The 26,426-nt window shown below is 56.5% G+C and carries 36 protein-coding genes, 1 tRNA gene and 1 rRNA gene; 4 read left to right on the top strand and 34 right to left on the bottom strand.

The annotated features are described in order from the left end of the window. Nucleotides 1–71 (bottom strand): 16S ribosomal RNA (locus NFR47_RS05075); the annotation flags it as partial. A 1,199-nt stretch (nt 72–1,270) separates the two neighbouring features. Between NFR47_RS05075 and NFR47_RS05070 the strand changes: the two genes are divergently transcribed. Continuing rightward, on the top strand, nt 1,271–1,888 hold the full coding sequence (locus tag NFR47_RS05070) for a signal peptidase II (RefSeq protein WP_251214495.1): 618 nt from the start codon (nt 1,271–1,273) through the stop codon (nt 1,886–1,888). Between the two features lie 156 nt (nt 1,889–2,044). Further along, a tRNA-Leu gene (locus NFR47_RS05065) sits at nt 2,045–2,126 on the top strand. 199 nt (nt 2,127–2,325) lie between these two features. Here the strand turns inward: NFR47_RS05065 and rplQ are convergent. From rplQ to rpsL, 33 genes are all read right to left on the bottom strand, one after another. Then, complete coding sequence (gene rplQ, locus NFR47_RS05060) at nt 2,326–2,946, bottom strand: 50S ribosomal protein L17 (RefSeq protein ID WP_251214494.1); 621 nt, start codon at nt 2,944–2,946, stop codon at nt 2,326–2,328. Between the two features lie 2 nt (nt 2,947–2,948). Beyond that, on the bottom strand, nt 2,949–3,941 hold the full coding sequence (locus tag NFR47_RS05055; RefSeq protein WP_251214493.1) for a DNA-directed RNA polymerase subunit alpha: 993 nt from the start codon (nt 3,939–3,941) through the stop codon (nt 2,949–2,951). Nucleotides 3,942–3,968: 27 nt separating this feature from the next. Next, nucleotides 3,969–4,577: a 30S ribosomal protein S4 gene (gene rpsD / locus NFR47_RS05050; protein ID WP_251214492.1), complete on the bottom strand. Its 609-nt coding sequence runs from the start codon at nt 4,575–4,577 to the stop codon at nt 3,969–3,971. A gap of 49 nt (nt 4,578–4,626) precedes the next feature. Then, nucleotides 4,627–5,016 carry a 30S ribosomal protein S11 gene (gene rpsK, locus NFR47_RS05045; protein WP_251214491.1) on the bottom strand — a complete coding sequence of 130 codons (390 nt, stop codon included), beginning with the start codon at nt 5,014–5,016 and terminating at the stop codon, nt 4,627–4,629. A 13-nt stretch (nt 5,017–5,029) separates the two neighbouring features. Further along, a complete protein-coding gene (gene rpsM / locus NFR47_RS05040) occupies nt 5,030–5,410 on the bottom strand; it encodes a 30S ribosomal protein S13 (protein WP_251214490.1) in 381 nt (126 codons plus the stop codon). Between the two features lie 38 nt (nt 5,411–5,448). Then, nucleotides 5,449–5,565 (bottom strand): type B 50S ribosomal protein L36, encoded by a 117-nt coding sequence (ykgO, locus tag NFR47_RS05035; RefSeq protein WP_010262443.1) that lies wholly within the window; start codon nt 5,563–5,565, stop codon nt 5,449–5,451. A 13-nt stretch (nt 5,566–5,578) separates the two neighbouring features. Beyond that, the gene (gene infA / locus NFR47_RS05030) at nt 5,579–5,797 is read right to left on the bottom strand and encodes a translation initiation factor IF-1 (protein ID WP_251214489.1); all 219 of its coding nucleotides are present in this window, start codon (nt 5,795–5,797) and stop codon (nt 5,579–5,581) included. Nucleotides 5,798–5,803: 6 nt separating this feature from the next. Continuing rightward, complete coding sequence (gene map / locus NFR47_RS05025) at nt 5,804–6,580, bottom strand: type I methionyl aminopeptidase (protein WP_251214488.1); 777 nt, start codon at nt 6,578–6,580, stop codon at nt 5,804–5,806. A gap of 30 nt (nt 6,581–6,610) precedes the next feature. Further along, on the bottom strand, nt 6,611–7,987 hold the full coding sequence (gene secY, locus NFR47_RS05020) for a preprotein translocase subunit SecY (RefSeq protein WP_251214487.1): 1,377 nt from the start codon (nt 7,985–7,987) through the stop codon (nt 6,611–6,613). Between the two features lie 22 nt (nt 7,988–8,009). Further along, nucleotides 8,010–8,456 carry a 50S ribosomal protein L15 gene (gene rplO, locus NFR47_RS05015; RefSeq protein WP_251214486.1) on the bottom strand — a complete coding sequence of 149 codons (447 nt, stop codon included), beginning with the start codon at nt 8,454–8,456 and terminating at the stop codon, nt 8,010–8,012. A gap of 27 nt (nt 8,457–8,483) precedes the next feature. Further along, entirely contained in the window at nt 8,484–8,666 is a 183-nt protein-coding gene (rpmD, locus tag NFR47_RS05010; protein WP_251214485.1) for a 50S ribosomal protein L30, read from the bottom strand. A gap of 11 nt (nt 8,667–8,677) precedes the next feature. Next, the gene (gene rpsE, locus NFR47_RS05005) at nt 8,678–9,196 is read right to left on the bottom strand and encodes a 30S ribosomal protein S5 (protein ID WP_251214484.1); all 519 of its coding nucleotides are present in this window, start codon (nt 9,194–9,196) and stop codon (nt 8,678–8,680) included. A 5-nt stretch (nt 9,197–9,201) separates the two neighbouring features. Further along, the gene (rplR, locus tag NFR47_RS05000; RefSeq protein WP_251214483.1) at nt 9,202–9,564 is read right to left on the bottom strand and encodes a 50S ribosomal protein L18; all 363 of its coding nucleotides are present in this window, start codon (nt 9,562–9,564) and stop codon (nt 9,202–9,204) included. Nucleotides 9,565–9,580: 16 nt separating this feature from the next. After that, the gene (gene rplF / locus NFR47_RS04995) at nt 9,581–10,168 is read right to left on the bottom strand and encodes a 50S ribosomal protein L6 (protein WP_251214482.1); all 588 of its coding nucleotides are present in this window, start codon (nt 10,166–10,168) and stop codon (nt 9,581–9,583) included. Between the two features lie 25 nt (nt 10,169–10,193). Continuing rightward, nucleotides 10,194–10,592, bottom strand: coding sequence for a 30S ribosomal protein S8 (gene rpsH, locus NFR47_RS04990; RefSeq protein WP_251214481.1), 399 nt, complete (start codon nt 10,590–10,592; stop codon nt 10,194–10,196). A gap of 667 nt (nt 10,593–11,259) precedes the next feature. Further along, nucleotides 11,260–11,556 carry a 30S ribosomal protein S14 gene (rpsN, locus tag NFR47_RS04985; RefSeq protein ID WP_251214480.1) on the bottom strand — a complete coding sequence of 99 codons (297 nt, stop codon included), beginning with the start codon at nt 11,554–11,556 and terminating at the stop codon, nt 11,260–11,262. 3 nt (nt 11,557–11,559) lie between these two features. Further along, nucleotides 11,560–12,117 (bottom strand): 50S ribosomal protein L5, encoded by a 558-nt coding sequence (gene rplE, locus NFR47_RS04980; RefSeq protein WP_251214479.1) that lies wholly within the window; start codon nt 12,115–12,117, stop codon nt 11,560–11,562. Continuing rightward, nucleotides 12,117–12,440 carry a 50S ribosomal protein L24 gene (rplX, locus tag NFR47_RS04975; protein WP_251214478.1) on the bottom strand — a complete coding sequence of 108 codons (324 nt, stop codon included), beginning with the start codon at nt 12,438–12,440 and terminating at the stop codon, nt 12,117–12,119. Before rplX ends, rplE begins: the two co-directional genes overlap by 1 nt. A gap of 20 nt (nt 12,441–12,460) precedes the next feature. Further along, complete coding sequence (gene rplN, locus NFR47_RS04970) at nt 12,461–12,826, bottom strand: 50S ribosomal protein L14 (protein WP_087311260.1); 366 nt, start codon at nt 12,824–12,826, stop codon at nt 12,461–12,463. A 2-nt stretch (nt 12,827–12,828) separates the two neighbouring features. After that, nucleotides 12,829–13,083, bottom strand: coding sequence for a 30S ribosomal protein S17 (gene rpsQ, locus NFR47_RS04965; RefSeq protein WP_009597655.1), 255 nt, complete (start codon nt 13,081–13,083; stop codon nt 12,829–12,831). 9 nt (nt 13,084–13,092) lie between these two features. Continuing rightward, nucleotides 13,093–13,284: a 50S ribosomal protein L29 gene (gene rpmC / locus NFR47_RS04960; RefSeq protein ID WP_251214477.1), complete on the bottom strand. Its 192-nt coding sequence runs from the start codon at nt 13,282–13,284 to the stop codon at nt 13,093–13,095. 12 nt (nt 13,285–13,296) lie between these two features. Further along, complete coding sequence (gene rplP / locus NFR47_RS04955; RefSeq protein WP_087263390.1) at nt 13,297–13,725, bottom strand: 50S ribosomal protein L16; 429 nt, start codon at nt 13,723–13,725, stop codon at nt 13,297–13,299. 30 nt (nt 13,726–13,755) lie between these two features. Next, entirely contained in the window at nt 13,756–14,526 is a 771-nt protein-coding gene (rpsC, locus tag NFR47_RS04950; protein WP_251214476.1) for a 30S ribosomal protein S3, read from the bottom strand. Between the two features lie 4 nt (nt 14,527–14,530). Beyond that, nucleotides 14,531–14,941: a 50S ribosomal protein L22 gene (gene rplV / locus NFR47_RS04945; protein ID WP_251214475.1), complete on the bottom strand. Its 411-nt coding sequence runs from the start codon at nt 14,939–14,941 to the stop codon at nt 14,531–14,533. Between the two features lie 7 nt (nt 14,942–14,948). Beyond that, complete coding sequence (gene rpsS / locus NFR47_RS04940; protein ID WP_251214474.1) at nt 14,949–15,218, bottom strand: 30S ribosomal protein S19; 270 nt, start codon at nt 15,216–15,218, stop codon at nt 14,949–14,951. Nucleotides 15,219–15,235: 17 nt separating this feature from the next. Beyond that, entirely contained in the window at nt 15,236–16,060 is an 825-nt protein-coding gene (gene rplB, locus NFR47_RS04935) for a 50S ribosomal protein L2 (protein WP_251214473.1), read from the bottom strand. 5 nt (nt 16,061–16,065) lie between these two features. Next, complete coding sequence (gene rplW / locus NFR47_RS04930) at nt 16,066–16,356, bottom strand: 50S ribosomal protein L23 (RefSeq protein WP_251214472.1); 291 nt, start codon at nt 16,354–16,356, stop codon at nt 16,066–16,068. 15 nt (nt 16,357–16,371) lie between these two features. Further along, the gene (gene rplD / locus NFR47_RS04925; RefSeq protein WP_251214471.1) at nt 16,372–16,998 is read right to left on the bottom strand and encodes a 50S ribosomal protein L4; all 627 of its coding nucleotides are present in this window, start codon (nt 16,996–16,998) and stop codon (nt 16,372–16,374) included. A 2-nt stretch (nt 16,999–17,000) separates the two neighbouring features. Further along, nucleotides 17,001–17,615, bottom strand: coding sequence for a 50S ribosomal protein L3 (gene rplC, locus NFR47_RS04920; protein WP_251214470.1), 615 nt, complete (start codon nt 17,613–17,615; stop codon nt 17,001–17,003). Between the two features lie 128 nt (nt 17,616–17,743). Continuing rightward, complete coding sequence (rpsJ, locus tag NFR47_RS04915; protein ID WP_004329464.1) at nt 17,744–18,049, bottom strand: 30S ribosomal protein S10; 306 nt, start codon at nt 18,047–18,049, stop codon at nt 17,744–17,746. Nucleotides 18,050–18,058: 9 nt separating this feature from the next. After that, nucleotides 18,059–20,173 carry an elongation factor G gene (fusA, locus tag NFR47_RS04910; RefSeq protein WP_251214469.1) on the bottom strand — a complete coding sequence of 705 codons (2,115 nt, stop codon included), beginning with the start codon at nt 20,171–20,173 and terminating at the stop codon, nt 18,059–18,061. A gap of 15 nt (nt 20,174–20,188) precedes the next feature. Further along, a complete protein-coding gene (gene rpsG, locus NFR47_RS04905; RefSeq protein WP_251214468.1) occupies nt 20,189–20,665 on the bottom strand; it encodes a 30S ribosomal protein S7 in 477 nt (158 codons plus the stop codon). Between the two features lie 94 nt (nt 20,666–20,759). Next, on the bottom strand, nt 20,760–21,143 hold the full coding sequence (rpsL, locus tag NFR47_RS04900) for a 30S ribosomal protein S12 (RefSeq protein ID WP_251214467.1): 384 nt from the start codon (nt 21,141–21,143) through the stop codon (nt 20,760–20,762). A gap of 390 nt (nt 21,144–21,533) precedes the next feature. Between rpsL and leuS the strand changes: the two genes are divergently transcribed. Then, entirely contained in the window at nt 21,534–24,290 is a 2,757-nt protein-coding gene (gene leuS / locus NFR47_RS04895) for a leucine--tRNA ligase (RefSeq protein ID WP_251214466.1), read from the top strand. Nucleotides 24,291–24,301: 11 nt separating this feature from the next. After that, nucleotides 24,302–25,696, top strand: a complete 1,395-nt coding sequence (locus tag NFR47_RS04890; protein ID WP_251214465.1) for an aminopeptidase P family protein — start codon at nt 24,302–24,304, stop codon at nt 25,694–25,696. The last annotated feature ends 730 nt before the right edge of the window (nt 25,697–26,426 follow it).

Raw genomic sequence — 26,426 nt, 5'->3', positions numbered from 1 at the left:
TGCCCCTCGACTTGCATGTGTTAAGCCTGCCGCTAGCGTTCATCCTGAGCCAGGATCAAACTCTCCATTGTATAAAAAATAATGTATTGTTAGAGTCCTGACTGTTTCTATTTCCTTAAAGGAAATTGACAGATAAATACTACATTTCTATTTCTCTCAAAAATAACCAGTAATTCAAAGAACCTGTTGAAAAAACCGCATTTTGCAATGCGAAAGGACTGCAAAGATATGTCATCTTTTTCAATCCTGCAAATATTTTTTCAAGAACGTTGCATTTTCTGAATTTTCACCGTTCACTCAAGGATTTCGAGCTCCTCTATTGCAAACCTTCAATCTTTGTAAGAACCGTGTTTTCTCAAATGCGGATGCAAAGGTAGCGACATTTTTTGAACCTGCAAATATTTTCGCATCTTTTTTTATAAAAAAGTTGAAAAAGTCTCAAAAACGGGCCAAAACAAGGCTATACCTTATATATAAGAATAAAGCGCTCCGTCCATATCATACATCGCGAGCAACAAAATCGAACCGCTCGGCCAAAAAGAATCCGGCCAAACGATTCTCTCACTAAATTTACACCCGCAAAGGCAGTCTCCACCCGGAATGGCATGGGCTACGGTTCATTTTTCCTGCCGCGGCACAGCCCGAACAAATTCGGCGCCGCGCTCGGCTTGTCGAAAAGGTACGCCAGCGAGGTAAGGCAGATTCAGCAATCCGCTGACGGCGCATCGCCGAAAGACTAAAACGTTTTAGCCGGCTGTTAAAACGTTTCAATACGCCGTCAGTTATTCATTCCAGTCCGAGCCGGGGCTTCCGTTGGGATTCTTCGGCACGGTTCATCCGAGCGATTGCTTCAGCGCCTGCTGCGGGCAACCGCCACTGTACGACGGGAGCCTTGACGCTCGTCGGCACAGAGGGCGTTGTGTGGTGCTCGTCGTCTTACGTTGCCGGCAATCAAAACGCCTGCGATTGCTGGTACCGTTCGGGACTTGTCCACCCAATGGCTGCCGGAAACCGAGCCTACGGTTTCTCCGTGCGCTGCGTCCAGCATCTGCCGGACTGCCTTTTAATTAATGTTTTACTTTACCGCCGCGCTGCGCTCGGTTTAGATAGGCTGCGGCTCGGCAAAAAGCAAACAAGTTTGCTTTTGCTCTCGCCTTGCACTTTACCGTCGCTGCGCTCGGTTTAGATAGGCTGCGGCTCGGCAAAAAGCAAACAAGTTTGCTTTTGCTCTCGCCTTGCACTATCTTTGTGCATCCGAAAACCAAAAACAATGACTGTCAAAAGAGTATCCCTGCTTGTAATTGCGCTGCTTATAGCCGACCAAGCCCTCAAGATATGGGTCAAGACCCACATGCACCTCGACGAAGCGATTATCGTCTTCCCCGACTGGTTCCAACTCCGCTTTATCGAAAACAACGGAGCGGCATTCGGCATGCACATAGCGTCGGGCGGCGGCTTCGACTGGGGCAAACTGCTGCTGGGCATTTTCCGCGTCGTACTGGCGGGAGGCATCGCATGGCTGATCGGCCGGCTGCTCCGCCAACGCAAAGAAACGCCGTCAGGGGTGATCGTCGGTCTGGCGCTGATTTTCGCCGGAGCGGTGGGCAACATTCTCGACAGCGCATTCTACGGACTGCTGTTCTCCGAATCGACGCCCTATTCGGTTGCCCATTTCGGCGGCCATTACGCAGGGTTCATGATGGGCAAAGTCGTCGACATGTTCTATTTCCCGCTGTTCCAATGGAACAGCGTACCGCGATTCCTGCGGTTCCTGGTCGACAGCAACAACTATTTCTTCGGAGCCATTTTCAATCTGGCCGATGCCTACATCTCTGTGGCGGTAGTCTACTTGCTGTTATTCCAATACAAGTTCCTCGACAAGCAGTAACCAGCCAAGGCCACATTCATATAGCTTTCCCGGCCACGGAAGTTCGGCTTATCGAAAACGAACTTATTAACAATTCAACCGCAAACAACATTTTTTCTTCCGATTTTTTGGAGGTTCAGAAAAAAGCGCTATCTTTGCACTCCGTAAATCCTACATGCCCAGGTGGCGGAATAGGTAGACGCGCACGTTTCAGGTGCGTGTGCCGCAAGGCGTGCAGGTTCGATTCCTGTCCTGGGCACTGAAACCCCGTTGAACATAAGTTCAACGGGGTTTTGCTTTATCCGGCAATAACCCGAAACGAATCCGGCCCGCAGAACAAAACGCCGCCAAACGCCAACAAAGCTTTTAACCAAAGCCATTTATATGGCGAAAGTATGCAAAAACAATCCGCGCCGCAACGGAATGTTGCGGCGCGGATACGAAACGGGAAGACGAAACTACATCTTCTTACCGACGTTGGTCTTCTTAGCAACCTTGGGAGCAGCCGTTTTCGCGGCGGCAGCCTTAGGAGCCTTGGGAGCGGCAGCCTTCTTAGGAGCTGCGGCCTTTTTGGGTGCAGTCTTGGAAGTCTCCGTGCTCTCGGCATTCTCGACAACGGTAGCCTCCTCGACAGCGTCGGTGGTCTTCTTGGCACGCGAACGACGCGTCTTGGGCTTGGCCTCAGCAGCCGCTGCGGGAGCAACGCCGAGCGTATAAGCCTCGTTGAAGTCGACGAACTCGATGATACACATGTCGGCGGCGTCGCCGAGACGGAACCCGGTCTTGAGGATACGGGTGTAACCGCCGGGGCGCGAAGCGATCTTGGGCGCGATAGTCCGGAACAACTCCGTGACGGCCTCCTTCTGCTTGAGGTAGGAGAAAACGACGCGGCGCGAATGGGTCGTATCCTCTTTGGACTTGGTTACCAGAGGCTCGATGAACATGCGCACAGCCTTGGCTTTGGCGACCGTGGTCTCGATACGCTTATGCAGGATAAGCGACGAAGCCATGTTCGAGAGCATCGCTTTGCGGTGTCCCGCCTGACGGCCGAGGTGGTTGAAATTCTTATTGTGTCTCATAATTAATCTTTGTCAAGTTTGTAGATAGAAACATCCATACCGAACTTAAGGTTCAACGAAGTCAGCAACTCGTCGAGCTCCGTGAGCGACTTCTTGCCGAAGTTGCGGAACTTCAGCAAATCGTTGCGGTTGAGCTTGACCAAATCGCCCACCGTATCGACGTCGGCAGCCTTGAGGCAATTCAGCGCACGCACGGAAAGGTCCTGGTCGGAGAGCTTGGTCTTCAGGAGCTGACGCATGTGGAGCACCTCCTCGTCGAATTCCTCGGCACCGTTGTTATCCTCCATGTTGACGGTGATTTTCTCGTCGGAGAAGAGCATGAAGTGCTGAATGAGAATCCGGGCGGCCTCCTTGAGCGCCTCCTTGGGATGGATCGACCCGTCGGTCGTAATCTCCAGATTCAACTTTTCATAGTCGGTCTTCTGCTCGACGCGGTAGTTCTCGATGGAATACTTCACGTTTTTGATAGGCGTGAAGATGGAATCTATCGGGAGCGTACCGATTTCGGACTCGGCAGGAGCGTTCTCCTCGGCGGGCACGTAACCGCGGCCCTTGCCGATGGTGATCGTCAGCTGCATCTTGGTACCGGGAGCGAGGTGGCAGATAACCAACTCGGGATTGAGCACCTTGAAGAACGACAGATAATTAGAAATGTATCCGGCAGTCAGCTCCGTCACACCCGCAACGTTAATGGAGACCTTCTCGGCGTCCTGATTGTCGACTGTGCGGATAAAACGAACCTGCTTCAGACTGAGGATGATATTCAACATATCCTCCATCACTCCGGGGATCGCGGCGAACTCGTGATCGACACCGGCTACCTTGACGGTCGTGATTGCATAACCCTCCAGCGAAGAGAGCAGAATCCGACGCAAGGCGTTACCGACAGTCATGCCGAACCCGGGCTCCAACGGCCGGAACTCGAACTTTCCGAACGAAGAAGTGGATTCAAGCATAATAACCTTCTCAGGTTTCTGGAATGCTAATATTGCCATAACAATGAACGTGAATTTTGCTGATTACTACTTCGAGTACAACTCGACGATGAGCTGCTCCTTGATATTCTCCGGAATGGCCTCGCGTTCGGGTTTCTGGAGGAATTTGCCGCTCATCGAAGCGTTGTCCCACTCGAGCCATGCGTAACGGCTGCGGTTGCCGCCGGCCAGCGAAGCAGCGATCACCTCGAGGCTCTTGGACTTCTCGCGAACCGAGACGATGTCGCCTGCACGCAACGAATACGAAGGGATATTCACGACATTGCCATTGACGCAGATATGGCGGTGCGAAACGAGCTGACGGGCAGCGGCGCGCGTGGGCGCGATACCGAGACGGTACACGACGTTGTCCAGACGGCACTCGAGCAGCTTCAGCAGGTTCTCACCCGTGATACCGCCCATGCGTGCGGCCTGCTCGTAAGTACGCGAGAACTGCTTCTCCAACAACCCGTAGGTATACTTGGCCTTCTGCTTCTCGCTGAGCTGCGTACCGTACTCCGACACCTTTTTACGCTTGCGCGCCAGACCGTGCTGTCCGGGAGGATAGTTGCGCTTCTCGAGCACCTTGTCCGCCCCGTAAATGGCTTCGCCGAACTTTCTGGCGATTTTCGATTTTGGTCCTATGTATTTTCCCATGATCTTTGACGTAATTAAATAACTGTAAGATGAATGTACCGGCGCGGAACTATACGCGGCGGCGGTTGGGAGCGCGGCAGCCGTTGTGCGGCAGCGGCGTAACGTCGATGATCTCCATCACCTCGATACCGGCGCCGTGAATCGTACGCACGGCCGACTCGCGGCCGGCACCCGGACCCTTGACGTAAACCTTGACCTTGCGCAGACCCATGTCGTAAGCGACCTTGGCGCAATCGGCGGCCGAAGTCTGAGCGGCATAGGGAGTATTCTTCTTAGAACCACGGAAGCCCATCTTACCGGCCGAAGACCAGCTGATCACATCGCCGTTCTCGTTGGTGATGGTGATGATTACGTTGTTGAAAGTCGAATGTACATAGGCATTGCCCATGGCACCCACCTTAACAACCTTTTTCTTGACTGTTCCAGTTTTCTTTGCCATAATTCTCTAAAGATTACTTTGTTGCCTTTTTCTTGTTAGCGACGGTCTTCTTGCGTCCCTTGCGGGTACGGGCGTTGTTCTTGGTCGACTGACCGCGAACCGGAAGTCCCAGGCGGTGACGGATACCGCGGTAGCAGCCGATGTCCATCAGACGCTTGATGTTGAGCTGGACCATCGAACGGCATTCGCCCTCGACCTTGATGCCCATGTCGGCGATCGTCGAACGGATAGCACCTACCTGGTCATCCGTCCAGTCCTGAACCTTGACGTCGTAGCTGATACCAGCTCCGTCGAGAATCTTGCGAGCCGTGGAGCGACCGACACCGTAGATATAGGTCAGGCCGATCTCGCCTCTCTTGTTTTTGGGTAAATCTACACCAACTATACGTGCCATAAAAATTCTTTTTCTACTTTAACTTACTTGTTGAAATACTACCCCTGGCGCATCTTGAACTTGGGATTCTTCTTGCAGATGACGTAAAGTTTGCCTTTACGCTTCACAATCTTGCAATCCTCGCTGCGCTTCTTGATGGATGCTTTTACTTTCATAGTCTTAAAGCGATTATTTGTACCTGAAGGAAATGCGGCCTTTCGACAAGTCGTAGGGCGTCATCTCCACTTTCACTTTGTCCCCGGGAAGGATTTTGATGTAGTGCATGCGCATCTTTCCCGAGATGTGGGCCGTCAACACGTGGCCGTTGTCCAGTTCGACGCGGAACATGGCGTTGGACAGGGCCTCGATGATCGTGCCGTCGCGTTCGATAGCAGCTTGTTTTGCCATTGAGTCTTAGTTGTTTATAGCTTGTTCGATGATACTGAAATCCGTCAGCACGTCGGGTCCGTCTTTCCGTACGGCCACCGCGAATTCGTAGTGGGCCGCAGGTTTGCGGTCCCGGGTGCGGACCGTCCAGCCGTCGCGCTCGAAAACCACCGCTTTGGTCCCCATGTTGATCATGGGCTCGATGCAGATTACCATGCCTTCCTTCAGAAGCGGACCTCTGCCACGTGCGCCGTAGTTGGGAACACCGGGGTCTTCGTGCATCTTGCGACCCAAACCGTGTCCCTCCAACTCGCGCACAACGCCGTAGCCGAAACGCTCGGCGTGCTCCTGAACGGCCGCCGACACGTCGCCTACGCGATTGCCGGCCTTGGCCTGCGCCGTACCTTTATAAAGCGCCTCTTTGGTGACTTCCATCAGCTGCCGTACTTCCTCGGCAACCTCTCCCACGGCGAACGTATACGCCGAATCACCAACAAACCCCTTCATAAACGTACCGCAATCGACCGAAACGATGTCGCCCTCCCTGAGGACGCAGTCTGCGGACGGGATACCGTGAACTACCTGTTCGTTAACCGAAATACACAACGAAGCGGGAAATCCCTGATACCCGAGGAAAGCGGGAACTGCCCCGTGCGCGCGGATGAAATCCTCGGCAATACGGTCCAACTCCAGCGTCGTGACGCCCGGACGAATGTGGCGGCCCACCTCGGCCAGCGTCTGCGACACCAGGATGTTGTTCTCACGGAGCAGTTCGATCTCCTCGTCTGTCTTCAAATAGATCATTCTTCGCTAAGAATCTCGTCGGAAAAACTCCTAATGACGCCCCTGGATACGTCCGGTCTTCATCAGACCGTCGTAATGGCGCATCAGCAGGTAGCTCTCTATCTGCTTGAGAGTGTCGAGCACCACGCCGACCATAATCAGCAGCGACGTACCTCCGTAGAAGTAGGCGAACGCCTGCTGAATGCCCAGGAACCGCATGGCCAGAGCGGGCAGAATAGCCACGATAGCCAGGAAGAACGAGCCGGGGAGCGTGATACGCGTCATGATGGTGTCGATGTAGTTCACGGTCTGCTTACCCGGTTTCACTCCCGGGATGAAGCCGCCGTTGCGCTTCATGTCATCGGCCATCATTTGAGGATTGATGATAATCGCCGTGTAGAAGTAGGTGAAAGCGATTACCAGCACTGCGAGCGTGAAGTTGTACCAGAAACCGGTCATCGAGCTGAAAGCAGCCGCGAACGCGGTACCGGAGAACAGCGCCGGAATAAACATGAGAGCCTGCGCGAAAATGATGGGCATCACGTTCGCAGCATTCATCTTCAGCGGGATATACTGACGCACACCGCCGTACTGCTTATTGCCGACAATACGCTTCGCATACTGCACAGGCACCTTGCGGACAGCCTGCACCAAAGCGATTGTTGCCATGAAGACAAGGAACAGGAGCACCAACTCGAAAATCAACATGATGGCGCTGCCCGACGCCGTCTGGAAACGGGCGTTGACCTCGGCCAACAGCGCGTGGGGCAGACGAGCGACGATACCGATCATGATGATGAGCGAGATGCCGTTACCGATACCCTTGTCGGTGATCTTCTCGCCGAGCCACATGATGAACATGGTACCGGCGATGAGAATCGTTGTCGCATAGGCAACGAAAAGGAAATTACTGCCGTAGACGAACGCTCCGGGAACCTGGTGATAGAGGTTGGCGATATAAGCCGGACCCTGAATCAACAGCACGCCGATAGTCAGAAAGCGCGTCCACTGGTTCATCTTGCGGCGGCCGCTCTCACCCTCCTTCTGCATTTTCTGGAAATACGGAATCATCATACCCATAAGCTGGATGACGATGGAAGCGGTGATATACGGCATGACTCCGAGTGCAAAGATGGCAGCGTTGCCGAACGCACCGCCGGAGAAGACGTCCAACAGACCCAGAAGTCCGTTGCCCTCCAACTGGCTGGCATACGCCGAACCCTCGCCCAACGCGTTGGGGTCGATGCCCGGAATCACGATGAAACTACCCAAGCGGTAGACCAGGAGCAATCCGATGGTGTAGATGACACGCTTGCGGAGCTCCTCGATCTTATAGATATTCTTGAGCGTTTCGACCAATTTCTTGTTGGTCGCCAAGATAGCGATAACCACTAAAAAGACGATACCAACAACAAGATACTGATTCATAATTGTGGGATTCTAAGATTCCTTACAGTTTTTCGGCGCTGCCGCCTGCCGCTGCAATCGCCTCGGCGGCGCTCTTCGAGAAAGCGTGCGCCTTGACCGTCAGCTTCTTGGTCAGCTGGCCGTTGCCGAGAATCTTCACCTTGTCGTTCGACGAAATGAAACCTGCGGCGACGAGCGTCTCGACGGTAATCTCCGTGAGCGACTTCTTGCCAGCCAGCTCTTCGAGCGTCGAAAGGTTGATGGGCTTGAATTCCACACGCTTCAGGTTCGTGAAACCGAACTTCGGAAGACGGCGCTGGAGCGGCATCTGACCGCCCTCGAATCCCAGCTTGCGCGAGTAGCCCGAGCGCGACTGCGCACCCTTGTTACCACGGGTCGCATAACCGCCGTGGCCCGAACCTGCACCGCGGCCGACACGTTTGTCGTGGTGCGTAGAACCCTTTGCGGGTTTGAGATTATTGAGTTCCATCCTAAAATGATCTTCTTGTGGTTAAACTTATGCTACCGTCTCGACCTTGACCAAGTGCTTCACACGCTCGATCATGCCCTTGATGATAGCCGAATCCTCGTGCTCGACGCTTGCGTTGATCTTCTTAAGACCCAGCGCGTCGAGGTTCCGGCACTGACGCTCCGTGGCGCCGATGCGGCTCTTTATCTGAGTGATTTTCAACTTTGCCATTTGTCCGGAGATTAACCGTTAAACACCTTGTCCATCGAGATGCCGCGCAGACGGGCCACGCTGTAGGCGTCGCGCAGTTCGCACAGTGCACCGATGGTCGCCTTCACCAAGTTGTGGGGGTTCGACGAACCCTTGCTCTTGGCAAGCACGTTCTTGATACCCAGCGATTCGAGCACGGCACGCATGGCACCGCCGGCGATGATACCGGTACCGGGAGCGGCAGGACGAATCATGACCTGCGAACCGCCGTAACGATACTCCTGCTTGTGGGGAATCGTACCCTTGATAACGGGAATCTTCACCAGGTTCTTCTTGGCATCCTCCACGCCTTTGGCGATGGCGGCCTGCACTTCCGAAGCCTTGCCCAGACCGTAACCTACGACACCGTCCTCGTTGCCTACGACCACGATGGCCGAGAAGCTGAACGTACGACCGCCCTTGGTCACCTTGGTCACACGCTGAATGCTTACGAGCCGGTCCTTGAGCTCAAGGTCGCTCGTGCGTACTTTCTTTATGTTGGTATTTGACATAACGCTTAGAATTTAAGTCCGCCTTCGCGTGCTGCTTCGGCCAGCTGTTTAACTCTTCCGTGATACAGGTAGCCGTTGCGGTCGAAAGCCACGGTCGTGATGCCCTTGGCTGCGGCACGTTCGGCAGCCAGCTTGCCGACCAGAGCGGCTACTTCGCACTTGTTCTTGCCGGCGACGGCTTCGGCCACCTCCTTGTCCAGCGAGGAAGCCGTGGCGAGGGTCACACCTGCGAGGTCGTCGATAAACTGTACGTAAATCTGCTTGTTGCTGCGGAATACAGTCATGCGAGGCTGTGCGGGCGTTCCGCTGACAATCTTGCGGATACGCATCTTGATCCTCTCTCTTCTTTCTATCTTGTTCAGTGACATAACTTCAGACTATTTACTATTTGGCACCTGCCGATTTGCCGGCCTTGCGGCGCAGCTGTTCGCCTACGAACTTGATACCCTTGCCCTTGTACGGCTCCGGCTTGCGCAGCGAGCGCAACTTGGCGGCTACCTGGCCGACCAACTGCTTGTCGATGGACTTGAGCGTAACGATGGGGTTGCCCTTCTTCTCGGTCACAGCCGTAGCGGTCACCTCCTTGGGCAGCATGAAGTGCGTGTCGTGCGAATAGCCGAGGCTCATTTCGAGAATCTGGCCCTTGACTTCGGCCTTGAAGCCGACGCCGACCAGCTCCTGCTGAATCTCGTAACCTTTCGATACGCCGATGACCATGTTGTTGATCAGTGCGCGGTAGAGACCGTGCAGCGAGCGATGACGCGGCTGGTTGGTCGGGCGCGAAACCAGCACGGCAGGATGTTCTTGCTCCGTGCGGATGTCCTTGTGCGTGCCGACCTCTACCTTGATGTCCGAGTCGACTTTCTGACTCAGCGTCCCGAGTGGCCCTTTCACGCTTACCGTATTGTCGGCAGCGACTTCCACGGTCACGCCGGCGGGCAGGTTTACAGGTAATTTACCAATTCTTGACATTGTGGTTGTGTTTAGTGTTTTCCGATTAGTAGATGTAGCACAGCACTTCGCCGCCGACATTTTCCTGACGCGCCTTGGCGTCGGTCATGATACCCTTGGAGGTCGAAACGATGGCGATGCCCAGGCCGTTCAGCACACGGGGCATGTCGGCTACCGAAGCGTAGCGGCGAAGACCCGGACGGCTGATGCGCTTGAGGTTCTTGATGGCGTTCGTCTTGGTCGCGGCATCCCACTTCAGAGCAATCTTGATGGTGGGGTGACCCTTTTCGTCGGTGTCGAACTTGTAAGCGAGGATGTAGCCCTGCTCGTAGAGGATCTTCGTGATTTCCTGCTTAATTTTGGAACCAGGAGCTTCAACCACCTTGTGGTTGGCTTTCACTGCATTTCTAATTCTGGTCAGAAAGTCCGCAATAGGATCAGTCATAACGAATAGAAGTTAAAATTAAAAGTTTGTTATTGAGTGTTTTTCGTATCGTCTTCGGAGTTCGGAACTGGGTCCTCGTCCGCGTTCGATCTGGGTTCATGCGCTTCGCCTTCCGCCCTCCCGCACACATGCGCGGGCTTTCGCGCAGAATACAAAGCGCGCAAATATACGGATTATTTCTCAAACGGCCAACTTATCGCCTTGTTTTCTAAGCGTTTTGTCGGTCGTTTCAGAAAACGGAGCATGTCAGCATACCCTTTCGTTGCCAACATGTTTCCGTACGGCTCCCGCTTTCAGCCTGTTCGGTCCGTCACAAAAGAGCCACACAGGCCTTTCCGGCCCTGCTTCTCTCTTTCGTTCCGAACCCTTGGCTGCGCAAGAATTCCGTAACAAATGCCCGGTCCCCTCAAGGAGTTCCGCCGTCGGGAAGTTACCGCTTGCGGCGGCACTTTCCCCGACATTGCAACTTCTCTACACGGGCCTGGCACCCGTATCGGCCGTCGTTCCTTCGGCTGACGCCGGGCAATCGCTCCCCCGCCGTCGGCCACAGGCTATGCACCTTCCGGATGCAACGACCTTATGATTCATAGAATCCGGGGCAGGCGGCTTTCGGTCCTCCGCCCCGATTCTTCCCCTCTCCGAGCCTTGCGGCCCGAAAAGCGGTCAACTACCAGCTGGCTTTCGTAACGCCCGGAATCAACCCCTTGGAGGCCATTTCGCGGAACTGGATACGGCTGATGCCGAACAGGCGAATGTAGCCCTTGGGACGACCCGTGATCTTGCAGCGGTTGTGCTGGCGAATGGGATTCGCGTTGCGCGGCAACTTCGACAAGGCGATCCAAGCCTCCTCGTGGTCGATTTCACCGCTTTTCAGCTTGGCTGCAATCTCTTCGCGCTTATGAGCATAGCGGTTGGCGAGCTTCTGACGCTTCACCTCGCGCGCTTTCATTGATTCTTTTGCCATGGCTTAGTTCTTTTTAGCATTTTTGAAAGGCAGGCCGAATTCACGAAGCAGAGCGTAAGCCTCCTCGTCGGTCTTGGCCGTGGTCACGAAAGTGATCTCCATACCGAAAATCTTGGTAATCTTGTCGATGTCGATTTCCGGGAAGATAATCTGCTCGGTGATACCGAGGGTGTAGTTACCCTGGCCGTCGAACTTCTCGTTGATACCCTTGAAGTCGCGGATACGCGGCAGAGCCACGGCAATCAGACGCTCCAGGAACTCGTACATCTTGGCATCGCGCAGCGTAACACGCACGCCGATGGGCATGCCCTTACGCAGCTTGAAGTTCGAGATGTCCTTGCGCGAACGCGTCTGCACGGCTTTCTGACCCGTAATCTGCGACAACTCGGCTTCGGCGACGTCGATGAGCTTCTTGTCAGCGACGGCCTGTCCCATACCTTGGTTGATGACGATCTTGGTGAGCTTCGGGCACTGCATGATGCTGGAGTAACCGAACTCCTTCATAAGGACAGGCATGATCTGCTCCTTATACTGTGTCTTGAGTGTAGGTACGTATGCCATTATTTGATCTCCTCCCCGGACTTTTTAGCGTAACGAACTAATTTACCTTTGCCATCGAGCTTGCGACCGATGCGGGTAGGCTTGCCGCTCTTGGGGTCGATGACCTGCAAGTTGGAGATATGGATCGGAGCCTCCTGCTCGACGATACCTCCCTGGGGATTCTTCGCATTGGGTTTGGTGGCCTTCTTGCAAAGGTTCACCCCCTCGACGATGGCACGCTGCTTCTCGACATCGACCTTCAGGACCTTGCCCTGCTGGCCCTTGCTGTCGCCGGCATTCACGTAGACCGTGTCCCCTTTCTTAATATGTAATTTGACTGACATATCCGAAATCGTTTTTATGATTACAATACTTCGGGTGCGAGGGAGATAATCTTCATATACTGGTCGCGCAGCTCACGGGCTACGGGGCCGAATATACGAGTACCGCGCATTTCACCCTGGTTGTTGAGCAGCACCACGGCGTTATCGTCGAAACGAATGTACGAACCGTTGGCGCGGCGGATTTCCTTGGTCGTACGCACGACGACCGCCTTTGAAACGGCGCCTTTCTTGACGTCGCCCGAGGGCGAAGCGCTCTTCACGGCAACCACGATCTTGTCGCCGATCGAAGCATAGCGACGCTTCGTACCGCCGAGCACCCGGATGCAAAGGACCTCCTTCGCACCGCTGTTGTCAGCTACTACGAGTCTACTTTCCTGCTGTATCATAACTACTTGGCTCTTTCAATGATTTGTACTAATCTCCAACGCTTCGTCTTGCTCAGCGGGCGGGTTTCCATGATACGCACGGTATCGCCCTCCTTGCAAGTCTCGTCGAGCGATTCGGCAACGAACTTGGTCGTCTTGTTGACGAACTTGCCGTAGATGGGATGCTTCACCTTGCGTGCTACCGCAACCACAATGGTTTTCTCCATCTTGTTGCTGACAACTACCCCGATACGCTCTTTTCTAAGATTTCTTTCCATGGTCATTCCTTATTTGGCGTTTTTTTGACGCAGAATTGTCAGCATGCGAGCTATGTCTCTGCGGTTCTTCTTGATGATCGACGGGTTTTCGACGGGGGACACCGCGTGCTGTACCTTCAGCTTCGCCAGCTGAGCCTTCTCGGCTTCGATGCGCTCCTGGAGGTCCTTGACCGGGATTTCCCTGATTTCTGCACTTTTCATCTTAATGTTCCCTTAAATGGTGGTTTCGACGTAGTCGCGTCGTACAATGAACTTGGTGGTGATGGGCAGTTTCTGTGCGCCCAGACGCAGCGCTTCCTGCGCCACTGCCAGGGGCACGCCCTCGGCCTCGAAGAGGATGCGGCCCGGCGTAACAGGCGCCACGAAACCTTCGGGATTACCCTTACCCTTACCCATACGTACCTCGGCGGGCTTCTTCGTGATGGGTTTGTCGGGGAAGATGCGGATCCAGAGCTGGCCTTCACGCTTCATGTAGCGGGTGATGGCCTGACGGGCCGCTTCTATCTGACGACCCGTGATCCAGGTCGATTCAAGTGCCTTGATTGCGAACGATCCGTATGCAAGCTGGTTGCCTCTCTGAGCCAAACCCTTCATACGGCCTTTCTGCATTCTTCTAAACTTGGTCTTTTTCGGCTGTAACATGTTTGTCTTGCTTTAAAAGGTCCTACTTACTTATTGGTTGTTGCGACGGTCGCCGCCCCGGCGTCCTCCGCGACGGTCACCGCCCCGGCGGTCGCCGCCGCGTCCGCCACGGCGTTCACCGCGGTCGCCCGACGCCGGCTGGGCCGATGCGCCCGAGATCTCGAAAATGTCGCGCTTGCCGTAGACCGTACCCTGGCAAATCCATACCTTGACACCCAGAATACCTACCTTGGTCAGCGCCTCGGTCAGGCAGTAGTCGATGTCGGCACGGAACGTATGCAGCGGAATGCGGCCTTCCTTGATGGTCTCGGTGCGGGCCATTTCGGCACCGCCCACACGGCCGGCAACCTGAATCTTGATACCCTCGGCACCCATGCGCATGGTCGAAGCCACGGCGGTCTTCACGGCACGGCGGAACGAAACACGGCCCTCCAGCTGACGGGCGATGTTCTGACCCACGATGACGGCGTCGACCTCGGGACGCTTCACCTCGAAGATGTTGATCTGGATTTCCTTGCCGGTGAGCTTCTTGAGCTCTTCCTTGAGCTTGTCGACCTCCTGGCCGCCCTTGCCGATGATGATACCCGGACGGGCGGTCGAAATGGTCACCGTAACAAGTTTCAGCGTGCGTTCGATGATGATTTTCGAGATGCTCGCCTTGGCCAGACGGACGTTCAGATACTTGCGAATCTTGGCGTCCTCGACCAGCTTGTCGGAGAAGTCCTTGCCACCGAACCAGTTGGAATCCCAACCGCGGATGATACCAAGACGATTTGCTATCGGATTAACTTTCTGTCCCATCTGCTTACTTGTTTTCTACGGTTACCATTTTGTCCACTACGATCGTCACGTGGTTCGAGCGCTTGCGAATGCGGTGTGCACGACCCTGGGGCGCCGGCTGAATACGCTTCAGCATACGGCCGCAGTCTACGAACACTTCCTTGACGCAGAGCTTGACATCTTCCAGACGCTCGCCCTCGTTCTTGGCTTCCCAGTTGGCGATGGCCGACTTGAGGAGTTTCTCCATGCGGATCGAGGCTTCCTTCTTGGAATAACGGAGGATGCCCAACGCCTTGTTGATCTCCACGCCGCGGATGATGTCGGCCACAAGGCGCATCTTACGGGGAGAAGTCGGGCAGTCGCGCATGATGGCGATTGCCTTCTGCTTTTTCTCAGCCTGCAGTTTCTCGGCTCTTATTGCTTTTCTTGCACCCATTTTCTACCTATTTTTTCTTGTTACCGGCATGACCGCGGAAGTTGCGCGTGGGAGCAAACTCGCCGAGCTTGTGTCCTACCATGTTCTCGGTTACGTATACCGGAATGAACTTGTTACCGTTGTGCACGGCGACGGTCTGGCCCACGAAATCGGGCGAGATCATGCTTGCACGCGACCACGTCTTGACCACGGCTTTCTTGTTGCCCTCGGTCAGTGCGACGATTTTCGCTTCGAGTTTAGGGTCGATGAACGGCCCTTTCTTTAATGAACGACTCATTATGTACTCTTATTTAATTATTTTTTCTTCTTGGAAATAATAAACTTTGAGGTCGTCTTCTTCGGGTTGCGCGTCTTGTAACCCTTAGCCAGCAGACCCTTGCGCGAACGGGGATGACCACCCGACGCACGGCCTTCGCCACCACCCATCGGGTGATCCACCGGGTTCATCACGACACCGCGGTTGCGCGGACGGCGGCCGAGCCAGCGTTCACGACCTGCCTTGCCGGAGCTTTCGAGGTTGTGGTCGACGTTCGACACCACACCCACCGTTGCGCGGCAAGTTACGAGTACCATACGAGTCTCACCCGAAGGCAGCTTGATGATGGCAAATTTGCCCTCGCGTGCCAGCAGCTGAGCATACGAGCCAGCGGAGCGCGCCATGGCGGCACCCTGACCCGGGTAGAGTTCGATATTGTGGACGACCGTACCGAGGGGGATTTCGCTCAGGAAAAGCGTGTTGCCCACTTCGGGAGCGACGCCTGCGCCGCTCATGACGGTCTGACCCACCTGGAGACCGTTGGGAGCGATGATGTAGCTCTTCTCGCCATCGGCATATACCAGCAGTGCAATGCGTGCAGTACGATTGGGGTCGTACTCGATAGATTTCACAGTAGCGGCGATGCCGTCCTTGGCACGCTTGAAGTCGACATTACGGTACATCTGCTTGTGACCGCCGCCGATGTAGCGGACCGTCATCTTACCCGTATTGTTGCGACCGCCCGTGCTCTTCTTGGGGCTCAGCAGCGACTTCTCCGGCGTCGACTTGGTGATCTCGTCGAACGTGCCGATAATCTTATGTCTCGTACCTGCGGTAACAGGCTTAAATTTTCTTACTGCCATCTTCGTTAGATATTACTGTAAAAATCTATCTTGTCTCCGTCTTTCAGAGTAACGATCGCTTTCTTGTAGTTGTTGGTGCGACCCTCCAGAAGACCCGCCTTGGTGTAGCGGCTCTTGAGTTTACCCATGTAGTTGACGGTGTTCACGTCGGTCACAACGACGTTGTACATCTGTTCTACGGCATTGCGAATCTGCAGTTTGTTAGCCCGCACGTCAACGATAAAACCGTAGCGATTCAACTTTTCGCCCTGAATCGTCATTTTCTCGGTCAGAACCGGCTTAATAATAATTTCCATGGTCACTTGCGTTTTTTAAGCTAACATCGTGTTGAGTACGTTCTCGGCGCCCTCCACCAGCACTATGGCCGAAGCGTTCATCACGTCGTAGGTGCAGACGTTCTGAGCCAGCACAGGCTGTACGTAGGGAATGTTGCGGCACGAGAGCTGCAAGTTGGCGTTGCCTTCGGGCAGTACCAGCAGCACTTTCTTGTCCGAAACTTTGAGCGCATCGGCGATGGCTACCACCGTCTTGGTCTTGGGGGCATCCAGTTTCACGGCCTCCAATACGCAGATGGCGTTTGCCTGTGCCTTGTAGGTCAGTGCGCTGCGACGTGCCAGCTGCTTGAGCTTCTTGTTGAGCTTGAAGCTGTAATCGCGGGGCACGGGCCCGAAGATACGGCCGCCACCCGGGAACAGCGGTGACTTGATGCTGCCCGCACGGGCGCCGCCAGTACCTTTCTGACGCTTGAGCTTGCGGGTCGAACCTGCAACCTCGTTGCGCTGCTTGGCCTTGTGCGTACCCTGACGCTGATCGGCCAGGTACTGCTTCACGTCGAGATAAATAGCGTGGTCATTAGCCTCCACGCCGAAAACAGCGTCCGAAAGGGTTACCTTACGACCCGTTTCCTTTCCTTGTGTGTTCAAAACAGCTAATTCCATGACTACTTCTCAATTGTTAAATAAGCACCTTTGGCACCCGGAATCGACCCCTTCACGAGGATGAGGTTGCTCTCGGGAATAACTTTCAATACACGCAGGTTCAGAACCTTGACCTGCTCGCCGCCCATGCGGCCGGGCAGACGCTTGCCCTTGAAGACGCGCGAAGGATACGACGAGGCGCCCAGCGAACCGGGTTTGCGCTGACGGTTGTGCTGACCGTGGGTCTGCCCGCCGACGCCGCCGAAGCCGTGACGCTTCACAACGCCCTGAAAACCTTTACCTTTCGATATCCCGGTCACGTCTACCCAGTCCTCCTCCGAGAAGAGGTCCACGGTGAGCGTGTCGCCGAGATTCACTTCGGGCATGCCCTTGAACTCCGCCAATTTGCGTTTCGGGGTCGTGCCGGCTTTCTTGAAGTGACCTAACAAACTGCTGCTGGTGTGCTTTTCACTTTTCTCGTCATAGGCAATCTGCACCGCTTCGTAGGAATCCTTCTCCACGGTTTTGATTTGCGTAACAACACAGGGACCAGCCTCGATGACAGTGCATGGTATGTTCTTACCCTCGGCACTGTAAACGGAAGTCATTCCGATTTTCTTTCCAATAAGTCCTGACATTTGTTGTCGAATTGTTTGTTATAAATAAAGTGATCCTTTTTTCTCTGTCGGTACGGCGCGCTCCGTCTTCGGCCGTCCGCCCCGCGGGGGTCGGCTGCGGCGTCCGGCGGAGTGCTGCCGGGGAAGCATCAGACCTTGATTTCGACCTCGACACCCGAGGGCAATTCCAGTTTCATCAGTGCGTCGATGGTCTTGGGCGTCGACGAATAGATGTCCAGAATACGCTTGAAGGTGCAGAGCTGGAACTGCTCGCGGGCTTTCTTGTTGACGAAAGTCGAGCGGTTGACCGTGAAAATCTGCTTGTGCGTGGGCAGAGGCACCGGGCCGCTGACAACGGCGCCCGTGCTCTTGACAGTCTTCACAATCTTCTCGGCCGATTTGTCGACCAGATTGTGATCGAAAGACTTTAACTTGATTCTGATTTTCTGATTCATATCGTTTGCTTATTCTATATCCTTACGTTTACCGCTCGCTTTCTCGATGATCTCCTTGGCCAGGTTGGCAGGTACTTCCTCGAAGTGCGAGAACTCCATCGACGAGGTGGCGCGGCCCGACGAAATCGTACGCAGCACGGTCACGTAGCCGAACATCTCCGACAGGGGAACCTTGGCCTTGACCACACGGGCGGTACCTTTCGATTCCATGCCCGTAATCTGGCCGCGGCGCTTGTTCAGGTCGCCGATGATGTCGCCCATGTTCTCCTCGGGGGTAACGACTTCCACGTTCATGATGGGTTCCATGATGACCGAGCCGGCCTTGGGAGCGGCCGCACGGTAACCGTTGCGGGCTGCAATCTCGAACGACAGCTGGTCGGAGTCGACCGGGTGGAACGAACCGTCCTTGAGGGTAACCTTCATCGAGTCCATCTGATAGCCGGCAAGAGCACCGTTGGCCATGGCCGACTCGAAGCCCTTCTGTACCGAGGGGATGAATTCCTTGGGAATGTTACCGCCCTTGACTTCGTCTACGAACGTAAGGCCCATCTTGCCGTCTTCGGCAGGACCGATCTCGAAGATGATGTCGGCAAACTTACCGCGGCCGCCGGTCTGCTTCTTGAAGACTTCGCGGTGCTGTACGGTCTGCGTGAGGGCTTCCTTGTAGTTCACCTGCGGAGCGCCCTGGTTGATTTCGACACCGAATTCGCGGCGCAGACGATCGACGATGATGTCGAGGTGAAGCTCGCCCATACCGCTGATGACGGTCTGACCCGAATCCTCGTCGGTATGTACCGTGAAGGTGGGGTCTTCCTCCGCCAGCTTCGCCAGCGCAATGCCCAGCTTGTCGAGGTCCTTCTGCGTCTTGGGTTCTACGGCCAGACCGATAACCGGTTCGGGGAAGGTCATCTGCTCCAGTACGATAGGTGCGTTCTCGGCGCAGAGCGTGTCGCCCGTGCGGATTTCCTTGAAACCTACGGCTGCGCAGATGTCGCCGGCACCTACGGTCTCCAGCGGGTTCTGCTTGTTGGCGTGCATCTGGTAGATACGGCTGATGCGCTCGCGCTTGCCGCTGCGTGCGTTCAGTACGTAGGAACCGGCATCGAGCTTACCCGAGTAAACACGCACGAAAGCCAGACGGCCTACGAAGGGGTCGGTGGCAATCTTGAAAGCCAGACCGCAGAACGGGTCGTCCTCCGTAGCGTTGCGGACCTCCTCGGCCTCGGTCTTGGGGTTCATACCCGTCACTGCGGGCACGTCCATCGGCGAGGGAAGGAATGCGATTACATAGTCGAGCAGCTTCTGCACACCCTTGTTGTGGAACGACGAGCCGCAGAGCATCGGAACGATCTGCATCGAAATCGTCGCCTTGCGGATAGCCACCAGCAGCTCCTCCGGCGTGATCGAATCGGGGTCCTCGAAGAACTTCTCCATCAGCGCATCGTCCGTCGAAGCGACCTCTTCGATGAGCTTGGCACGCCATTCGGCAGCCTCGGCCTTCATCGAATCGGGAATCTCCTTGAGCTCGAAGTTGTCACGGACGGTCTTGTCGTCGTAGTAGTAGATCGCGTTATTATATATAAGGTCTACCAGACCCTCGAACTTGTCTTCAGCACCGATAGGCAGCACGACGGGCAGAGCCGTAGCACCGAAGTGCTCCTTGATCTGCGAGCAGACGGCAAGGAAGTCGGCACCCGTGCGGTCCATCTTGTTGACGTAGCCGATACGGGGCACGTTGTACTTGTCGGCTTGGCGCCATACGGTCTCCGACTGGGGCTCCACACCGCCGACGGCGCAGAACGTAGCCACGGCACCGTCCAGCACACGCAGCGAACGCTCCACCTCGACGGTGAAGTCCACGTGACCCGGGGTGTCGATCAGGTTGATCTGATACTGCTTGTCCTTGTACTGCCAGAATGCAGTCGTAGCGGCCGAGGTGATGGTGATACCGCGCTCCTGCTCCTGGACCATCCAGTCCATGGTAGCGCCGCCCTCGTGCACCTCCCCGATTTTGTGGGTCTTGCCCGTGTAGAAAAGGATACGCTCCGATGTCGTGGTCTTACCGGCGTCGATGTGGGCCATGATGCCGATATTACGCGTATAGTGTAAATCTCTGGTTGCCATCTTCGGGTCTCCTTTTTAGAATCTGAAATGTGCGAACGCCTTGTTGGCCTCGGCCATGCGGTGCATCTCCTCCTTGCGTTTGAAGGCGGCACCCTGCTGGTTGTAGGCATCCGCTATTTCGGCGGAAAGCTTCTCTGCCATCGTCTTGCCGGCGCGCTTGCGGGAAAAGAGGACAAGGTTTTTCATGGAAATAGAAATCTTGCGCTCCGGACGAACCTCCATGGGAACCTGGAACGTCGCGCCACCGATACGCTTCGATTTCACTTCGACTTGGGGCGTGATGTTCTCCAGAGCCTGTTTCCAGATTTCCAGCGGAGATTTATCAGCATCCTTCATCTTCTTGCCTACGAGCTCCAGGGCATCGTAAAAAATGGTGTAGGCAATACTCTTCTTACCATCCAGCATAAGGTTGTTCACGAAACGGGTCACTGCCACGTCGCCGAACTTCGGATCCGGAAGTAGAATTCGCTTTTTTGGCTTAGCTTTTCTCATTGCTATTTGAAATGTTGTGTTTTCTTGTGTCGGTTCCGTCTTCGGGCCGCGCCCTCCGGAAACCTAAGGTTGAGTTGTTGCTCCGTCCGCGGGTTTATTTCGCCGCGGCCTTGGGCCGTTTGGCTCCGTACTTCGAGCGGCGCTGACGGCGACCGTCCACACCGGCCGAGTCGAGTGCACCGCGCACCAGGTGATAGCGCACACCGGGGAGGTCCTTCACACGACCGCCGCGTACCAGCACGATCGAGTGCTCCTGGAGGTTGTGGCCTTCGCCCGGGATGTAGGCGTTGACTTCCTTGCCGTTGGTCAGACGCACACGTGCCACCTTGCGCATAGCCGAGTTAGGCTTCTTGGGGGTCGTGGTGTACACACGGGTGCACACGCCGCGACGCTGGGGACACGCGGCCAGTGCGGGAGACTTCGATTTGTCCTCCAGCGCCAGACGGCCGTTTCTCACTAACTGTTGAATAGTTGGCATTTCTTAAACTGTCCTTTAAGTGGTTAAACTCTATTTCCATTGTCCAAAATGGACTGCAAAGGTACGCATTTTTTTTGAAATACAATATATAGGCGCATCTTTTTGCGCCGATTTCCGGGCTTTTCGCGATTTTTGTTATTCTTTTTATTTATAGAATTTACAAAAGAATAATCTCGGATTATTATAAAACATGCAATTGATTGAAAACAAAACGATTGAACCCAACGAACATCCTCTGCCGTTCTGCGCATGGCCACACCCGCAGAAGCCCTCCGGATTCGCGCCCCGCCGAAGAACCCCAAATCGCGAAATATGGCCCGGATTGCTCTTATTCCGAAAGTTTTCCGTATTTTTGTCGGACATTGAGCATAATATAATCCTACCGATACAATGGAATACGATTTCAGACAGATCGAAGCCAAATGGCAGCAGCGCTGGAAAGAGCGCGGCACCTACCGCGTCGCCGCCGACCCCGCGCGTCCCAAGTTCTACGTCCTCGACATGTTCCCCTACCCCTCGGGGGCCGGGCTCCACGTCGGCCATCCGCTGGGCTACATCGCCTCGGACATCTATTCGCGCTACAAGCGGCTCAAGGGATTCAACGTGCTGCACCCCATGGGTTACGACGCATTCGGCCTGCCCGCCGAGCAGTACGCCATCCAGACCGGGCAGCACCCCGCCGTCACGACCGAGCGCAACATCGCCCGCTACCGCGAGCAGCTCGACAAAATCGGTTTTTCGTTCGACTGGGACCGCGAGGTGCGCACCTGCGACCCGGCCTACTACAAGTGGACGCAGTGGGCGTTCCTCGAAATGTACAGCCACTACTACTGCAACGACACACAGCAGGCACGGCCCATCGCAGAGCTCGTCGAAGCCTTTTCCAAATACGGCAACGAGGGGCTCAACGCCGCCTGCACCGTCGAGATGCGCTTCACGGCCGACGAGTGGAACGCCAAGAGCGAAGCCGAGAAAGAGCAGGTTTTGCAGAACTATCGGCTCGCCTACCGCGCCGACACGATGGTCAACTGGTGTCCGCAGCTGGGCACCGTGCTCGCCAACGACGAGGTGCGCGACGGGCTTTCGGTCCGCGGCGGCTTCCCCGTCGAGCAGAAGCGCATGAAGCAGTGGCTGCTCCGCGTCACGGCCTACGCCCAGCGTATGCTCGACGGTCTCGACAAGCTCGCCTGGAGCGATTCGCTCAAGGAAATCCAGCGTAACTGGATCGGCCGTTCGGTCGGCGCGCAGGTCTTCTTCGACATCGAGGGTTCGGACCGCAAGCTCGAAATCTTCACCACGCGCCCCGACACCATCTTCGGCGTCACGTTCATGGTCATCGCTCCCGAGCACGAGTGGGTCGGCGAGCTCACCACGCCCGAGAACCGCGCCGCCGTCGAGGAGTACATCGCCCAGGCCAAGAAGCGGTCCGAGCGCGAGCGCATCGCCGAAACGCGACGCGTCAGCGGCGTGGCGACGGGTTCCTTCGCCGTCAATCCGTTCACCGGCAAGGCCATTCCCATCTATATTTCCGATTACGTGCTCGCCGGTTACGGCACGGGGGCCATCATGGCCGTCCCGGCCCACGATTCGCGCGACTACGCTTTCGCCCGCCACTTCGGGCTCGACATCGTGCCGGTGGTCGAGGGCGGCGACCTCGAAAAGGAATCCTACGACGCCAAGGAGGGCCGGATGATCAACTCCGATTTCCTCAACGGCAAGGATGTCAAGGAGGCCATTCCTCTGATGTTCGACGAGGTCGAGCGCCGCGGCCTGGGCAAGCGGCTGGTCAATTACCGCCTGCGCGACGCCATCTTCTCGCGCCAGCGTTACTGGGGCGAGCCGTTTCCCGTCTATTACAAGGACGATGTGGCCTATCCCCTCGCCGCCGACAAACTCCCGTTGGAGCTGCCCCCCATCGAGAACTTCGGCCCCACGGCCGAGGGCGAGCCGCCGCTGGCGCGCGTCAAGGGCTGGTGCACCCCCGAGGGCTGCCCCTACGAGCTCTCTACCATGCCCGGATTCGCCGGGTCGTCGGCCTACTACCTGCGTTACATGGACCCGCACAACGACAGCGCGCTCGTGGGCCGCGAAGCCAACGATTACTGGCGTTCGGTCGACCTCTACGTCGGCGGCATCGAGCACGCCACGGGCCACCTGATGTATTCGCGTTTCTGGAACATGTTCCTCTACGACCTCGGCCGCGTATGCGAGGAGGAGCCGTTCCGCAAGCTCGTCAACCAGGGCATGATCCAGGGCCGCTCCAACTTCGTCTATCGCGTCGTCGGGACCAACAAGTTCGTCTCGCTCGGGCTCAAAGACCAGTACGACACGCAGGAAATCCACGTCGACGTCAACATCGTCAAGAACGACATCCTCGACACCGAAGCGTTCCGCCGCTGGATGCCCGACTTCCGCGACGCCGAGTTCATCCTCGAGGACGGCAAGTACGTCTGCGGGTGGGCCGTCGAGAAGATGTCCAAGTCGATGTACAACGTCGTCAATCCCGATTACATCGTCGACAACTACGGCGCCGACACGTTGCGCATGTACGAAATGTTCCTCGGGCCCCTGGAGCAGTCCAAGCCGTGGGACACCAACGGCATCGACGGCGTCCACAAGTTCCTGCGGCGGTTCTGGCGGCTCTTCTTCGACCGCGACGGCCGTCTGCTGCTCTCCGACGAGCCCGCCACCGACAAGGAGCTCCGCACGCTCCACAAGACCATCAAGAAAGTCACCGACGACATCGAGAATTTCTCGTTCAACACCTCCGTCGCCGCTTTCATGATTTGTCTCAACGAGTTGGGCGACTGTTCCAAGCGCGCCGTCCTCGAACCCCTCGTCGTCCTGCTCGCGCCGTTCGCGCCGCACATCGCCGAGGAGTTGTGGGAGGTCCTCGGCCACAGCGGGTCGGTCTGCGACGCCGCCTGCCCCGAGTTCGACGAGAAATACCTCGCGTTGAGCGCTTTCGAGTACCCCGTTTCCATCAACGGCAAGCTCCGTTTCAAGAAGGAGTACCCCGCCTCCGCCGCGCCCGCCGACATCCAGGCCGACGTCGTCACGCTCCCCGAAGCTCAGAAGTGGCTCGACGGCAAGGCGCCCAAAAAGGTCATCGTCGTCCCCGGCAAAATCATCAACATCGTCATCTAACGTTCTCAGCCATGTTTTCCGCTCAGACCTATTCCGCACGGCGCGCCGAGCTGCGCGCCCGCATCGGCGGGGGGCTCGTCCTCCTGCCGGGCAACCTCCCCTCGCCCAACAATTATCCCAACAACGCTTATTATTTCCGGCAGGATTCGTCGTTCCTCTACTTCTTCGGGTTGAACGCTCCCGCGTTGGTCGGGCTCCTCGACACCGATTCGGGCGACGACATGCTCTTCGGCGACGACTTCACCGTCGACGACATCATCTGGACCGGGCCGCAGCCGTCGCTCAGCGAGTTGGGCGCCCAGGTCGGGGTCGCCCATACCTATCCCCTCGCCGAGCTCGAACAGCGCCTCCGCAAGGCTGTCGCCCTCGGTCGGCGCATCCACTTCCTGCCCCCTTACCGCGGCGAAACCCGGTTGCAGCTCTCCGGCTTGCTCGGCATCGCCCCCGCGTTGCTCCACGATTACAAGTCCGTCGACCTCATGTTCGCCGTCGCCGAGATGCGCGAGGTCAAGAGCCCCGAGGAAATCGAGGCCCTCGAGCGTGCTTTCCGCATCGGTTACGACATGCACACCCTCGCCATGCGGATGTGCCGTCCGGGCGTCGTCGAGCGGCAGATAGCGGGTGCCATCGAGGGCGTCGCCAAGTCGGCCGGGCTCGGCGTGTCGTTCCCCTCCATCGTCTCGCAGCACGGCGAGACGCTCCACAACCTCCGGTCCGACGGCGTGTTGGAAGCCGGGCGCCTGCTCCTCTGCGACGCGGGCGGCGAGGGGCTCGACAATTATTGTTCGGACCACACGCGCACTTACCCCGTCAGCGGGCGTTTCACGCCCATCCAGCGCGAAATCTATCAGATCGTCCTCGAAGCCCACGACCACGTCGCCGCCATCGTCCACGCCGGGATGATGTATTCCGACATCCACCGCGCCGCCTACCTCAAGCTCGCCGAGGGGCTCGCGGGCATCGGTCTGCTCAAGGGTTCGGCCGAAGACGCCGTCGCCGCGGGCGCCATGACCCTCTTCATGCCCCACGGGCTCGGCCACGGGCTCGGGCTCGACGTCCACGACTGCGAGGCCATGGGCGAGCGGTCGTTCGACTTCGCCTCCATCGCCGGGCGTGCCGCCGCATCGGGTACGTGTATCTATCGCGCCGCCTGGAAGCTCCGTCCCGGCAGCGTCATGACCGACGAGCCCGGGCTCTACTTCATCCCCGCGCTCATCGACAAGTGCCGCACCGAACGGCTCTACCGGGGCATCGTCGATTACGACATGCTCGAAAGCCTCCGTAATTTCGGCGGCGTCCGCATCGAGGACGACCTGCTCGTCACCAACGGCGGATGCCGGTTCATCGGCGACCGCCGAATCCCCGTCACCGTCGACGAGTTGGAAGAAATCGTCGGCAGCAGATAGCCGCCCAAGGCGGTTTTGCGTATGTGCAGCCCGGGTCTTACCCCGGGCTGTCTTCGTCTCTCCGAGCGGCTTCCAGCCTTTGCGTGCTTCTCCCTCACGTTATTTTTACCTCCTGCCACCTGGCCGCATGCCGTTCTGCTCTCCTGCCATCCCCGCCCCTCTCTGTCATTTTGAGCCCTCCTCCCCGTCATTCTGAGCCCCTTTCTGTCATTCTGAGGAGGGCCCCGGCCCACCGAAGAATCTGTTTCCCTCCCCGTTTCTGCACCCCGGCCCACCGAAGAATCTGTTTTCCGCCCTCTCGCCTTTCTGCGCCCCGCCACCCGTCCTCGCCCACCCGTCCGGTCATTCCGGCCATTCCGGCCATTCCGGCGCGCTGAAGACCCCCACAAAAAGCCGTTTCGGAGCCCTCGCGGACCCTTGAAAAAGGGCTCGCGCGAAAACACCCCTCCACCCCCGCGAGAAGCCCCTCCAAGGCGTGCAATGTTTTCTTGCATACAAATAGTTATTGTATGACAATATATATTTGTAAAAATATATGTTTTGTAGAGAGGTCGGCACGACAAGTATAAGAGGAATTTCCGACAAAAACAAGGCCGAAATACCCTCAAAAAAAACGTTTTTGGGGGGGGGTGTCACAGGCAGGGGCCAGGACGCAGGGGCTGCGAGCGTCCGCTGGGGGGGGGTGGCGGCCGGCCGAGGTGTGTGTGGCGGGAGTGCGGCGCGGAAACAA

It is taken from the genome of Alistipes muris (assembly GCF_943193205.1).
Lineage (GTDB): Bacteria > Bacteroidota > Bacteroidia > Bacteroidales > Rikenellaceae > Alistipes > Alistipes muris.
Note: the sequence above shows the minus strand (reverse complement) of the source record. Positions and strands in the feature narration are given on the sequence as shown.